The organism is Mycolicibacterium canariasense (assembly GCF_002101555.1).
GTDB lineage: Bacteria > Actinomycetota > Actinomycetes > Mycobacteriales > Mycobacteriaceae > Mycobacterium > Mycobacterium canariasense.
In genome coordinates, this window is record NZ_LQOL01000081.1 from 231,708 (window position 1) to 244,461 (window position 12,754).

The 12,754-nt window shown below is 68.7% G+C and carries 9 protein-coding genes; 3 read left to right on the forward strand and 6 right to left on the reverse strand.

Annotated elements, in window-relative coordinates; all coding sequences use genetic code 11:
- Window positions 1-10: 10 nt before the first annotated feature.
- Genes glnX through AWB94_RS28900 form a run of 3 tightly spaced genes read left to right on the forward strand, consistent with a single transcriptional unit; the run spans window position 11 to window position 4,616 of the window.
- Window positions 11-1,327 (forward strand): protein kinase G-activating protein GlnX, encoded by a 1,317-nt coding sequence (gene glnX / locus AWB94_RS28890; RefSeq protein WP_062658624.1) that lies wholly within the window; start codon window positions 11-13, stop codon window positions 1,325-1,327.
- Window positions 1,327-2,325: a glutamate ABC transporter substrate-binding protein gene (locus AWB94_RS28895; protein ID WP_062658625.1), complete on the forward strand. Its 999-nt coding sequence runs from the start codon at window positions 1,327-1,329 to the stop codon at window positions 2,323-2,325. The genes glnX and AWB94_RS28895 overlap by 1 nt, the downstream gene beginning before the upstream one ends.
- The gene (locus tag AWB94_RS28900; protein WP_036401089.1) at window positions 2,325-4,616 is read left to right on the forward strand and encodes a serine/threonine-protein kinase PknG; all 2,292 of its coding nucleotides are present in this window, start codon (window positions 2,325-2,327) and stop codon (window positions 4,614-4,616) included. The genes AWB94_RS28895 and AWB94_RS28900 overlap by 1 nt, the downstream gene beginning before the upstream one ends.
- On the opposite strand, the gene AWB94_RS28905 is transcribed toward AWB94_RS28900, so the two are convergent.
- The 6 genes from AWB94_RS28905 to AWB94_RS28930 all read right to left on the reverse strand — a co-directional run bounded on the left by AWB94_RS28905 (window position 4,613) and on the right by AWB94_RS28930 (window position 12,731).
- On the reverse strand, window positions 4,613-5,722 hold the full coding sequence (locus AWB94_RS28905; RefSeq protein WP_062658626.1) for an acetate kinase: 1,110 nt from the start codon (window positions 5,720-5,722) through the stop codon (window positions 4,613-4,615). The genes AWB94_RS28900 and AWB94_RS28905 overlap by 4 nt on opposite strands.
- Complete coding sequence (gene pta, locus AWB94_RS28910) at window positions 5,722-7,797, reverse strand: phosphate acetyltransferase (RefSeq protein ID WP_062658627.1); 2,076 nt, start codon at window positions 7,795-7,797, stop codon at window positions 5,722-5,724. Before pta ends, AWB94_RS28905 begins: the two co-directional genes overlap by 1 nt.
- Window positions 7,798-7,837: 40 nt before the next feature.
- Window positions 7,838-9,310 carry an HNH endonuclease signature motif containing protein gene (locus AWB94_RS28915; protein ID WP_064961365.1) on the reverse strand — a complete coding sequence of 491 codons (1,473 nt, stop codon included), beginning with the start codon at window positions 9,308-9,310 and terminating at the stop codon, window positions 7,838-7,840.
- A gap of 200 nt (window positions 9,311-9,510) precedes the next feature.
- Entirely contained in the window at window positions 9,511-9,900 is a 390-nt protein-coding gene (locus tag AWB94_RS28920) for a YybH family protein (protein WP_201029589.1), read from the reverse strand.
- Window positions 9,897-11,165, reverse strand: a complete 1,269-nt coding sequence (locus AWB94_RS28925) for an aspartate aminotransferase family protein (protein ID WP_062658630.1) — start codon at window positions 11,163-11,165, stop codon at window positions 9,897-9,899. Before AWB94_RS28925 ends, AWB94_RS28920 begins: the two co-directional genes overlap by 4 nt.
- 6 nt (window positions 11,166-11,171) lie before the next feature.
- A complete protein-coding gene (locus AWB94_RS28930; protein WP_062658631.1) occupies window positions 11,172-12,731 on the reverse strand; it encodes an APC family permease in 1,560 nt (519 codons plus the stop codon).
- Window positions 12,732-12,754: the final 23 nt, after the last annotated feature.

The window sequence follows — 12,754 nt, forward strand, 5'->3', positions numbered from 1 at the left end:
CCGCGCACCCGTGACCGTGGAGTTGGCGCACCCGTCGACCGAACCGCTGGCGTCACGGTCGCCGGCCGCCGGGGGGCATCCGCGGTGGTGGTTCCTGTGGACCACGCCGGGCCGCATCCTGACGATCGGCGTCGTGCTGTGCGCGCTGGTCATCGCGTGCGCGTTCGCCACCTCGCGGACGGTCAACGACCGGCAGCAGGCGCTGACCACGGTGCTCGACCACACCGAACCGCTGGCGTTCGCGGCCGGCCAGCTCTACACCACCCTGTCGGTGGCCGACGCGGCCGCCGCGACGGCGTTCATCGCCGGCGCCGAACCCACCGATGTCCGGCAGCGCTACGAGCAGGCCATCACCGATGCCGCGGTGGCCGTGACGCGGGCATCCAGTGGGTTGACCGACGAGCCGATGATCCAGCTGCTCGGCCGGGTCAACGCCGAGCTGGCGGTCTACACCGGCCTGGTGGAAACGGCCAGGACCAACAACCGGGCCGGGAATCCGGTCGGTTCGTCCTATCTGTCCGAGGCCTCGGCGCTGATGCAGACCCAGATCCTGCCCGACGCCCAGCGGCTGTACGAGGCGACCTCGGCCCGCGTCGACGCCGAGACCGCCGCCTCGGCCCGGATCCCGGCCTCGGTCATCATCGTGGTGTTGGCGACCATCCTGTTCGGGTTGTTCGCCAACCGCTGGCTGACCCGGCGGACCCGACGGCGGATCAACGTCGGTTTCGTCGCGGGCGGACTGGCGGTGCTGATTATGGTGGTCTGGGTGGGTACCGCACTGGTCATCTCGACCGCCGACAGTCGCAGCGCGAAAAATACTGCGGCGCAGTCGCTCAAGACGGTCACCACGATGGCGATCACGGCGCAGCAGGCCCGCGCCGACGAGACGCTGGCCCTGGTCCGGCGCGGCGACGAGGACATCCGCAAGCAGTCCTACTATCAGCGCATCGACGCCATGCAGCAGCAGCTGTCGATCTATCTGGCCAGCGATGCCAAGAACAAGGGTGAGCTCGCCGACGCCGAACAGCTGCTGCGGCGGTGGCGCGCCGCCGACGACCGGATCAACGCCTACATCGCCGTCGGCGACTACCAGGCCGCCACCCAGGTGGCGCTGGGGACCGGTGAGGACGACTCCACCCCGGCCTTCGGCAAGCTGGACGCCGCGCTGACCAAGGGCATCGAGGACAGCCGCAACCAATTGCGCACCGATATCGTCAACGCCCGGCGGGTGCTGTCGGGGGCGACGTTCGGCGCCGCTGCGCTGAGCGTGCTCGCCGCCGTCGCGGTGACACTGGGCCTGTGGCCCCGGCTGAGTGAGTACCGGTGATGAGCGCTCGCGCGAAGAACAGAACAGGCGTGATGAACGCTCGGGTGCTGCTCGCCCTGCTCGCCTCAGCCGCCGTGCTGGCCGGCTGCGAGCAGGCCGCGCCCGCCGCGCCGCTGCCCGAGGTCACGCTGGCCCCGCCGACCCCGGCCGGCATGCAGCAACTGGCGCCCGACCCGTCGCCCGAAGCCCCGGCGACCAACGAACACTGTGACCGCACCGCCAGCCTGCGCCCGTTCCCGGACCGCAGGCAGGCCGAGGAGGCCGTCGAGAAGATCCGCAACCGCGGCAGGCTGATCGTCGGGCTGGACATCGGCTCCAACCTGTTCTCGTTCCGCGATCCCATCACGGGGACCATCACCGGGTTCGACGTCGACATCGCCGGTGAGGTCGCGCGCGACATCTTCGGCACCCCCTCGCAGGTGGAGTACCGCATCCTGTCCTCGGCGGACCGGCTCACCGCGCTGCAGAACGACCAGGTGGACATCGTGGTCAAGACCATGAGCATCACCTGCGCGCGCAAGCAGTTGGTGGCGTTCTCCACCGAGTACCTGTCGGCCAACCAGCGCATCCTGGCGCCGCGGGATTCCCGGATCCGGCAGGCCGCCGATCTGGGCGGCAAGCGGGTGTGCGCGGCGACCGGCACCACCTCCCTGGACCGGGTGAAGCAGATCGTCCCGCCGCCGGTCATCCTGGAGACCGTGACCTGGGCGGACTGCCTGGTGGCGCTGCAGCAGCGGCAGGTCGACGCGGTCAGCACCGACGACACCATCCTGGCCGGACTGGTCAGCCAGGACCCGTACCTGCACATCGTCGGCCCGAGCATGGCCGAGGAGCCCTACGGCATCGGGATCAACAAGGACAATCCCGGTCTGGTCCGCTTCGTCAACGGCACGCTGGACCGGATCCGCCGGGACGGGACGTGGAACACGTTGTACCGCAAGTGGTTGACCGTTCTGGGCCCGACGCCCGCACCGCCGGTCGCAAGGTACGTGGACTGATGAGCGATCCGGAGATGGACGATCCGGGCACCCGGCCGGCCAGCCTGGCCGACCTGGAGGAGTTCGAGGATTTCGACGACGAGTCCGCGGCAACGGTGCGGCCGATGGCCACCCAGGCCGTCTACCGCCCGGATTTCGGCGACACCAGCCGGACGTCGCGGGCCTCGGCCGGCTCGGCCACCACCGAGCCCAACGAGCGGATGACGACGGTGACCCGCCCCCGGTCGCCGACCCGGCGCCTCGGCGGCGGTCTCGTCGAGATTCCCCGGGTGACCGAACGCAACCCGCTCGCGGCGTTGATGACCAATCCCGTGGTGGCCGAGTCGAAGCGGTTCTGCTGGAACTGCGGGAAGCCGGTGGGCCGGGCCTCCAAGGACGGGCCGGCCCGCTCCGAAGGGGTCTGCCCGTACTGCGGCAGCGCGTATTCCTTTCTGCCGCAACTCAGCCCGGGCGACATGGTGGTGGACCAGTACCTGATCAAGGGCTGCATCGCGCACGGCGGCCTGGGCTGGGTGTATCTGGCCTTCGACACCAACGTGAACTACCGCCCGGTGGTGCTCAAGGGCCTGGTGCATTCCGGCGATGCCGAGGCGCAGGCCACCGCGATGGCCGAACGCCAGTTCCTGGCCGAGGTCACCCACCCCGCCATCGTGAAGATCTTCAACTTCGTCGAACACGACGACAAGCACGGCGACCCGGTCGGCTACATCGTCATGGAGTACGTCGGCGGAACGTCGCTGAAACAGCGCAAGGGCACCAAGCTGCCGGTGGCCCAAGCCATTGCGTACATGCTGGAGATCCTGCCCGCGCTGGGCTACCTGCATTCGCTGGGCCTGGTGTACAACGACCTCAAGCCCGAGAACATCATGGTCACCGAGGAGCAGCTCAAGCTCATCGACCTGGGTGCGGTGTCGCGGATCAATTCGTTCGGGTTCCTGTACGGCACACCGGGTTACCAGGCCCCGGAGATCATCCGGACCGGGCCGACGGTGCAGACCGACATCTACACGGTGGGGCGCACCCTGGCCGCGCTGACCCTCAAGCTGCGCACCCGCAAGGGCCGTTATGTGGACGGCCTGCCCGACGACGATCCGGTGCTGCGCAAGTACGACTCGTTCGGCCGGTTGCTGCGCCGGGCCATCGACCCGGATCCGGCCCGGCGGTTCACCAGCGCCGAGGAGATGTCCGGGCAGCTGATGGGCGTGTTGCGTGAAGTGGTCGCGCAGGACACCGGGGTGCCGCGGCCGGGCCTGTCGACGGTGTTCAGCCCGCCCCGGTCGACGTTCGGGGTGGACCTGCTGGTGGCGCACACCGATGTCTACCTGGACGGGCAGGTGCACTCGGCGAAGCTGACCGCACCCGACATCGTCAAGGCGCTGCAGGTGCCGCTGGTCGACCCGGCCGACGTCGGCGCCCCGATCCTGTCCGCGACGGTGCTCAGTCAGCCTGTGCAGACCCTGGATTCACTGCGCGCGGCCCGGCACGGCACCCTGGACTCCGAGGGGATCGACCTGTCCCAGTCGCTCGAACTGCCACTGATGGAGGTGCGGGCGCTGCTGGACCTCGGCGATGTCGCCAAGGCGACCCGCAAGCTCGACGACCTGGCCCAGCTGGCCGATCGGGTGGAGCGGGTCGGCTGGCGCTGGCGGCTGTCGTGGTTCCGCGGGGTGGCCGCCCTGCTGACCGCCGATTACGACACGGCCACCAAGTATTTCGTCGAGGTGCTGGACACCCTGCCGGGCGAGCTGGCACCGAAGGTGGCGCTGGCGGCGACGGCCGAACTGGCCGGCAGCGCCGACGAGCGGCGCTTCTACGAAACGGTGTGGCGTACCGACAACGGGGTCATCTCGGCGGGTTTCGGGCTGGCGCGTGCGCAGTCCGCCGACGGTCACCGCGACGACGCCGTGCGCACCCTGGACCTGGTTCCGGCCACCTCACGGCATTTCACCACGGCCCGGCTGACCAGTGCGGTGACGCTGCTGTCCGGCCGTTCGATCAGCGAGGTGTCCGAACGCCAGATCCGCGACGCGGCCCGGCGGGTGGAGGCGTTGCCGGAGGGCGAACCGCGCGTGCTGCAGATCCGCGCCCTGGTGCTGGGTACCGCGATGGACTGGCTGGCCGACAACACGGCCAGCACCAACCACATTCTCGGTTTTCCGTTCACCCAGCACGGGTTGCAGCTCGGCGTCGAAGCGTCGCTGCGCAGCCTGGCCCGGGTGGCGCCCACCCAGGCCCACCGCTACGCGCTGATCGACCTGGCCAACAGCGTGCGGCCGATGAGTACCTTCTAGATCACCTGGGCACAGGCCCGGGCGATGGCCAGTTCCTCGTTGGTGGGGACGACGAGCACCGTGATGGGCGAGGTGTCCGCCGAGATGCGCCGGGCGGCGCGCTGCGTTGTGGTGTTGCGGGTTTCGTCGAGTTCGATGCCGAGGGCGGCCAACCCGGCCAGGGCGTCGCGGCGCACCAGGGCGTCGTTCTCCCCCACGCCGGCGGTGAAGGTGATGACGTCGGTCCGGCCCAGCAGCGCCAGGTAGGCCCCGACGTACTTACGGAGCCGGTGGATGTAGACGTCGTAGGCCAGCCGCGCGTCGGCGTCGTCGTCGTCGATGCGCTTGTGCAGTTCGCGGAAATCGGTCTCGCCGCCCAGTCCGAGCACGCCGGAGTGGCGGTTGAGCATGGTCTCGATGTCCTGCACCGTCATGCCGGCGGTGCGCCACAGGTAGGTGATGATGCCCGGGTCCAGGTCACCGGAGCGGGTGCCCATCACCAGCCCCTCCATCGGGGTCAGGCCCATCGAGGTGTCGATCGGCCTGCCGCCGGCGACAGCGGATGCCGAGGCACCGTTACCCAGGTGCAGCACAATCTGATTCAGCGATTCCAGCGGCGCATCCAGGAAGATTGCCGCCTGTTCGCTGACGTAACGGTGGGACGTGCCGTGGAATCCGTAGCGCCGGATGTGCCACTGCCGCGCCACATCCCGGTCGATGGCGTACTCGGCCGCAGCGGCGGGCAGGTCATGGAAGAAGGCGGTGTCGAACACCGCGACGTGCGGCAGGCCGGGGAGCAGTTTGCGGGCTTCGGCAATGCCCAGCAGTGCGGGCGGATTGTGCAGCGGGGCCAGCGGGGACAGCTTCTCCAGCTCGGCGAGCAGGGTGTCGTCGATGACCGTCGGTTGGTAGAAACGCACACCGCCGTGCACCACTCGGTGCCCGACCGCCACCAGATCGTCGGTGCTGATGCCCGCGGCGGTCACGCCGTCGAACACCTGACGCAGGGCGACGCTGTAGTCGGTGACCCGTTCGACGATGCCGGTGCACAACGAGGTACCGGAATCGGGCTGCACCACTTGGTATTTGACCGACGACGAGCCGGAGTTGAGCACCAGTACCGACATCAGCGGGTGCCCTGCGCCTGAATCGCGGTGATCGCCACGGTGTTGACGATATCTTCCACCAGCGCACCGCGGGACAGGTCGTTGACCGGCTTGTTCAGCCCTTGCAGCACCGGCCCGATGGCGATGGCGCCGGCGCTGCGCTGCACCGCCTTGTAGGTGTTGTTGCCGGTGTTCAGGTCGGGGAAGATCAGCACGGTGGCCCGGCCGGCCACCGGCGAATCCGGCATCTTGGTGACCGCCACGGACGGCTCGACGGCGGCGTCGTACTGGATGGGGCCCTCGACCAGCAGGTTGGGTTCCCGTTCCCGGACGAGTTCGGTTGCCGCCCTGACCTTGTCGACATCCGCCCCGGTGCCCGACGTGCCGGTGGAGTAGGACAGCATCGCGACGCGCGGGTCGATGCCGAACTGGGCGGCGGTGCGCGCCGAGGAGATCGCGATATCGGCGAGTTGCTCGGAGGTCGGGTCGGGCACGATGGCGCAGTCGCCGTAGGCGAGCACGCGATCCGCCAGGCACATCAGGAAGATGGACGATACGGTCGACACCCCGGGCTGGGTCCTGATGATCTCGAAGGCGGGCCGGACGGTGTGCGCGGTGGTGTGCGCCGCGCCCGAGACCATGCCGTCGACCATGCCGTTGTGCACCAGCATGGTGCCGAAATACGAGACGTCGTGGATGATCTCGCGGGCCTGTTCGACGGTGACCCCCTTCTTGCGGCGCAGTTCGGCGTACTGCTGGGCGAACTGGTCGCACAGCTCGCTGGTGCGCGGGTCCAGCACCTGGGCGCCGTCCAGGTCGACACCCAGTTCGGCGGCGCGGCCACGGACCGCGGGTTCGTCACCGAGGATGGTCAGGTCGGCCACCTTGTGCGCCAGCAGCCGGCCGGCGGCCTGCAGGATCCGGTCGTCGTCGCCCTCGGGCAGCACGATGCGTTTACGGTCGCCGCGGGCCCGATCCTGCAGCTGGTAGGTGAACATCTGTGGGGTGATCACCTCGGGGATCGGAATGGCCAGCTGCGCAAGCAGATCCGCGGTGTCGACGTGGGCTTCCATCAGGGTTAGCGCGGTGTCGATCTTGCGGGTGGAGGCGGCCGTCACCCGGCCGCGGGCCTTGGCCACCGCGCGTGCGGTGTCGTAGGTGCCCGAGTCGGTGGCAATGACCGGCAGGCGGAGCTTGAGCCCGTCGACCAGTTTGGCCACGGCGGGATGCAGTTGCAGGCCGCCGTTGAGGATCAGGCAGGACAGGGAGGGGAAGGTCTCCGCGGCGTGCGCGCCCATCACCGCCATCACCACATCGGAGCGGTCGCCGGGGGTGATGACGGCCATCCCGTCGCGCAGCCGTTCCAGCACGTGCTCGGCCGTCATGCCGGCCACCAGCACGCTGAGCGCCTCGCGGTTGAGCAGCGCCGCGTCCCCACCGGTCAGCGTGCCGCCCACCGCGTCGCGCAGTTCGGCCACCGACGGCGCGACCAGCAGCGGCTCCTCGGGCAGCACATAGCTTTTCGGGCCGAGCGGGGCCAGCGCCGCGGCCACCTCGGTCAGCTGGGCGGGATCGCAGCGGTTGGCCACCACCGCGGCGGTGTGCGCGTGCTGGGCAACCAGCTCGGCCAGGCACAGCTCGGCGACCTGCGCGACCTCCGCGGGGGTCCGGTCCGAGGCGCGCACCGCCAGCACGACGGGGGCACCCAGGTTGACGGCGATGCGCGCGTTGACGGCCAACTCGCTGGGGCTGGCGACGTCGGTGTAGTCACTGCCCACGATGACGACGGCATCGCACGCGTCGGCCACGTGGTGGTAGCGCTCGACGATCTCGGCGATGGCGCCGTCGAGGTCTTCGTGCAGGCGCTGGTAGCTGACGCCGACGCAGTCCTGGTAGCCGAGTCCGGCGGTGGCGTGACCCAGCAGCAGCTCCAGGATGTAGTCGCTGCCGTCCTCTCCGGAGCGGGCGATCGGCCGAAAGACGCCGACCTTGGCGACGGTCGCCGCCAGCCGCGCCAGGATGCCGAGCGCGATGGTGGACTTGCCGGTGTCACCTTCGGGTGAGGCGATGTAGATCGCGGACGCAGCGGGGGCCATGGGTAAGAGCCAACCAAATGACCCAACGTGAGCCAACTCATCATGGGTCGTCCCCGTCGTCCCCGTCGTCCCGGCCCGGTGGGTGTAGGAGCTCCTCGGGGTGGAAGTGGTGGTTGATCCTGTCCTGGCCGGTATCGAGAAGGGGCGGGGGCAGCCAGTGGACGCGGCCGTCGTCCCCGATCTCGGTGCTCCAGCCGGTGTCGAAGGCCAGCTGGTTGTCCCGGTCGCAGCCAAGGCCCAGGTTGTCGGCGTTGGTCGGGCCGCCGTCGATCCAGTCCTGGTCGACGTGCATGCCTTGGCATTGCGCGGCAGGCCGGGTGCAGCCCGGTCGGCTGCACCCGCGATCCCGCGCGACCATGACCAGGCGTTGACCGACCGAAGCGGTGCGCCTTGTGCGGCCCAGGTAGAGCGGCAGGCTCTTGTGCCCGTCGAACACGGCCAGGTAATGCTCGGCGTGGCCGGCCAACCGGATGACATCGCGCATCGGCACGAGGGTGCCGACACTGGTGACGGCGATTCCGGACTTGGCCGCCAACTCGGACAGTGTCGTCGAGATGAGCAGGGTGACCGGCAGCCCGTTGTGTTGCCCGAGCCGGCCGGACATCAGGGCGTGGCGCAGGATCGCCTTGAGGGCATCGTGGTTGCGTTGAGGTGGGGTGCGCATATCGCGCGCCCGGGGCGAGGGTTGCGTGCAGCCGGGGTCGTCGGCGGCATCCGCGGCCGCACTCGGCTCGGGCTTGTCCTCGGGGAGCAACGGGTTGACCGAGTCGGGATCGTCGGGGTTGTTGACGCCCCTGGCGGCCAGGACGGTGTTGAGGGTTCGCAGGTAGCCGGCCGTTTCCGCGTCGACATGACCGCTGACCCGGGAGAGCCCGTCGGGTCCCTGGCGCCCGATCGTGAGGCCGCGTTTGGCGGCAGTGGGGTCCGGGCCTTCCAGGCCATCCTGATTCATCAGGTACACCGCGCGATCGGCCAGGGCGGACACCTCCGCAGGAGATACGTGCCGGGCCGCGGTGGCCAGCGTGGCCTCCAGCGCCGAGCAGCCGGCGGGGTCGCAGACCTTGGCGGCCCTCCTCAGCCCGTCGCGGATGGCGCAGACATGATCGATGCTGATCGCCCCCTGCGCCAATGCCGCCGCGGTCGCCGGCAGGGCCGGTTCGATGGTGCCGCCGCACGTCGGGTATCGCGGGCCCAGATCCTCGGCGAACTCGACCCGGCGCTTGGCCTCGGCCTCACCGATGCGCATGCGCGTCATCAACACCTTGGTCCAGGTGCGTTCGCCGATCTCGGCGGGTGTCACCAGGGTCTGCAGGGCGGCCATGATCCGGTGGTCGACACCGGCGGTGGTGCGGGCCCGGTGTTCACGGCGGGACTGCAACGCCAACAACTCAGCAACGGTGAACGCGGTGAAGTCCAGTCCGGCCAGGGCTTCGCAGGCGGAGTCGTAGGCGTCGAAGGCGGCCAGCACCGAGGCTCGATCGAAGGCCCGATCCGACACCGCATTCGCTGACATGTTCGAAACGCTACGCGCCACCACCGACAGATCCACGAGTTATCCACAATCACCGATTCATCCACAGATGCTGTGGTGCAACGCGATTCGGACTTGACATTCACCTGCGACGGCAACCAACCGCCGGTGCGGAACTGTCGCTGAAATGTCGCTCGGAGGCGGGCACTGATGACCCTCCAACACTGGCGCGTCGGCAGCGCTCAGTCCCCGCCGGCCACCGGCGACAGATGCTCGTGCACGGCCAGCAACCGCTCTCCCACCCGGGCGAAAACGATGGTCTCGCGCTCGTCGGTGGTGGTCTCCACGCTGTTCTCGGATGTGGTGGTCCGCACCGAATGGGTGAACACGGCGAGGTCGCCGTGGAGCTGCACCAGCCGGTCGGTGCTGGTGCACGACACCACCCGCCAGCCCGCGGCCAGCCAGCCGGCCCACAGCGCCTCGTAGGCCGCACGGTTGTCCAGCCGCGCCGGTTCCGGATGGAACACGAACGTGGCATCGGGACTGAAGCAGGCGAAGTACGCCGCGGTGTCGGTGGCGGCGAACGCCGCAACCAGGGCATCGGCGGCCGCCAGCACGTCGTCCTCGGTCACAGTTGGCGCAGCACCCCTTCGAACTCCGTGCAGAACCGGTCCACATCGGCCATCGAGAACACCAGCGGCGGCCGGATCTTCAGCACATTACTGTCCGCACCGCACACCGAGATCAGCACCCGGCGTTCCCGCATGGCATTGACCATGTGCTTGGCGGTGCCCGCCGAGTCGACCTCCACCCCGATGTAGAGCCCGGCGCCGCGCACCTCGCGCACCACCGGATGGCCGTCGCCCAGCCGCGTCAACGCGACCCGCAGTGCCCCACCCACCTCGGCGGCATTGGCCACCAACTTCTCGTCCTCGATCACGTCGAGCACCGCGGCGGCCGCCGCCATCGACACCGGGTTGCCACCGAAGGTGTTGAAATACGGTATCCCCCTGGCGAATTCCTCCAGCACGGAGCTGCGCGCCGCCATCGCCGCGACCGGAAGCCCGTTGGCCATCGGCTTGCCCATGGTGACCAGATCGGGCACCACGCCGTGCCGATCGAAGCCCCACATGGCGTCACCGGTGCGCCCGAAGCCGGGCTGCACCTCGTCGGCGATGAACACCCCACCGGCGGCGCGCACCGCCTCGACCGCCGGGCCGAGCACCGACGGATCCGGATAGATGCCGTCCGAGGAGAACACGGTGTCCACGATCAGTGCGCTCACCCCGAGCCCGCAGGCCCTCAGGTCGGCGATCGCCGCGTCCACCCCGCCGAGGTCGGGTGCGACGGTGCGGACATGCGGACCGACCACGGTCGCACCGCCGATGGACGGCGAAATCGCCGTCACCGCAGCGGTATTGCCGTGGTAGGCATCATTGGTGATGATGACGCCGGTGGCCCCGGTGTAGAACTGGGCCACCCGCAACGCCAGATCGTTGACCTCCGAACCGGTGCAGGCATACATCACCTGATACGAGTCGGCGGCCCCCAGATCGGGAAACGTCGCCAGCAGCCGGGCGGAGTAGTCGACGATCCCCTCGTGCAGATAGCGGGTGTGGGTGTTGAGCAGGCTCAGCTGGCGGGTCACCGCGTCCACGACGTGCGGGTGGGCATGCCCGACGCTGGCGACGTTGTTGTAGGCGTCCAGGTACTCCCTGCCGTCGGCGTCGTACAGCAGGGTGCCCCGCCCCCGGACCAGGTGTACCGGCCGTTCGTAGAACAGCCGGTACGCCGGGCCCAGCATCCGCTCCCTGGCAGCTATCAGGGGGTCGTCCTGCAGACCGCCCTGATAGCTGTTGGAGTCCATGATCTTTGAGAATGCCTTGGCATTGGACATGTGTGCCTAGCGTTCGTGGGCTTCTTCCAACACGGTACGGCCCAGTTCGGCATACCGCTGCGGATCCCGGAACTTCAGCAGCAGCGCCCACAGCACGCCCCCGATGCCCACCACGGCGACCACCCACGGGATGGCCGCGAAGATCCAGTCCGTGGCCGCCGCGCCCGCGGCGAACGAGGCGTTCTTGGCCAGCAGGTAGATCACGTACACCATGCCGAGCCCACCCAACAGCGGCGCCAGGAAGGTGCTGAACCAGTTGGCCGTCTCCGGATGACGTTTCTGCACATGGAAGTACGAGATCACCGAGAACGCCGCCAGCGCCTGCACGATCATGATGGCGGTGGTGCCCAGCAAGGCCATCAGGCCGTACAGGCCGGTGTAGGGATCACGCTGGGTGAACTCGAAGAACAGCACCACCAGGGTGGCGAAACCGGTCTGCACGAAGCCGGCGATGTGCGGGGAACCGTGCACCGGGTGGGTGGCACCGAGGGTCTTGCGCATCCCGGGGATGACGTCCTCCCGGCCCAGCGCGTACAGGTAGCGCGCGGCGCAGTTGTGGAACGCCATACCGCAGGCGAACGACCCCGTCATCAGCAGGATCTTGAACAGGTCGACCGCCCACTGGCCCAGGTGCTCATGCACCGGGTTGAAGAAGATGTTGCCGGCCGTCGCCGAATCCTGCGCCAGCGCAACGGCATTCTCCGGTCCGGTGCCGACGATCGCCAGCCAGGACACCAGCACGTAGAACACGCCGATGCCGATGACCGAGCTCACCACGGCGATCGGGATGATCTTCTTGGGGTTGCGCGATTCCTCGCCGTACATGGCGCTGGATTCGAAGCCGACCCAGGACCAGAAGGCGAAGAACAGGCCGACACCAGCGGAGCCGGCGACGGTGATCAGGGAGCCGTCCGGACCGGCCACCACACCCGAGAGGCTGTGAAAACCGTTGATCGGGTTGAGCGATCCCCACGACCAGCCCTGCGGGCCACCGCCGGTGAAGAGCACCGACAGCGCCATCAGCGCCAGCATCACGATCTCGGTGATGAGGAAGACGCCGAGCACCTTGGCGGCCAGGTTGATGTCGAAGTAGGTGAGCACGGCGTTGATGGCCAGCATCACCAGCGCGAACACGATCCACGGCACGTGGATGTTGAACAGCGACGAGAACAGGTCGTTGCCGAAGAACGAGAAGATGCCGATCAGCGACGCCTCGAACACCATGTAGGCCAGCGCGGTCAGGAAGCCCGCACCCAGCCCGACGATGCGGCCGAGACCATGGGAGATGTACCCGTAGAAGGCGCCGGTCGCGGTGATGTGCTTGCTCATCTTGGCGTAGCCGATGGCGAACAGGGTCAGCACGATGGTGGCGACGAAGTAACCGGCAGGCGCGTAGGCGCCGTTACCGAAGCCGACGGAGATCGGCACGTTGCCGACCATGGCGGTGATCGGCGCGGCGGTGGCGACCGCCATGAACAGCACGCCCACCAGCCCGACCGCATTGGGCTTCAGGCGTTGGACGGTATCGGTGCCCGACGGCACCGGTGGATCGATGATTTCGCTCATTGAATCCCTATCTGAGGGGGTTT

Bases quoted from the DNA above. Each gene is read 5' to 3' on its own strand.
- AWB94_RS28895 (WP_062658625.1), top strand. From the start codon at position 1,327: ATGAGCGCTCGCGCGAAGAACAGAACAGGCGTGATGAACGCTCGGGTG.
- AWB94_RS28930 (WP_062658631.1), bottom strand. From the start codon at position 12,731: ATGAGCGAAATCATCGATCCACCGGTGCCGTCGGGCACCGATACCGTC.
- AWB94_RS28915 (WP_064961365.1), bottom strand. From the start codon at position 9,310: ATGTCAGCGAATGCGGTGTCGGATCGGGCCTTCGATCGAGCCTCGGTG.
- AWB94_RS28905 (WP_062658626.1), bottom strand. From the start codon at position 5,722: ATGTCGGTACTGGTGCTCAACTCCGGCTCGTCGTCGGTCAAATACCAA.
- AWB94_RS28900 (WP_036401089.1), top strand. From the start codon at position 2,325: ATGAGCGATCCGGAGATGGACGATCCGGGCACCCGGCCGGCCAGCCTG.
- pta (WP_062658627.1), bottom strand. From the start codon at position 7,797: ATGGCCCCCGCTGCGTCCGCGATCTACATCGCCTCACCCGAAGGTGAC.
- AWB94_RS28925 (WP_062658630.1), bottom strand. From the start codon at position 11,165: ATGTCCAATGCCAAGGCATTCTCAAAGATCATGGACTCCAACAGCTAT.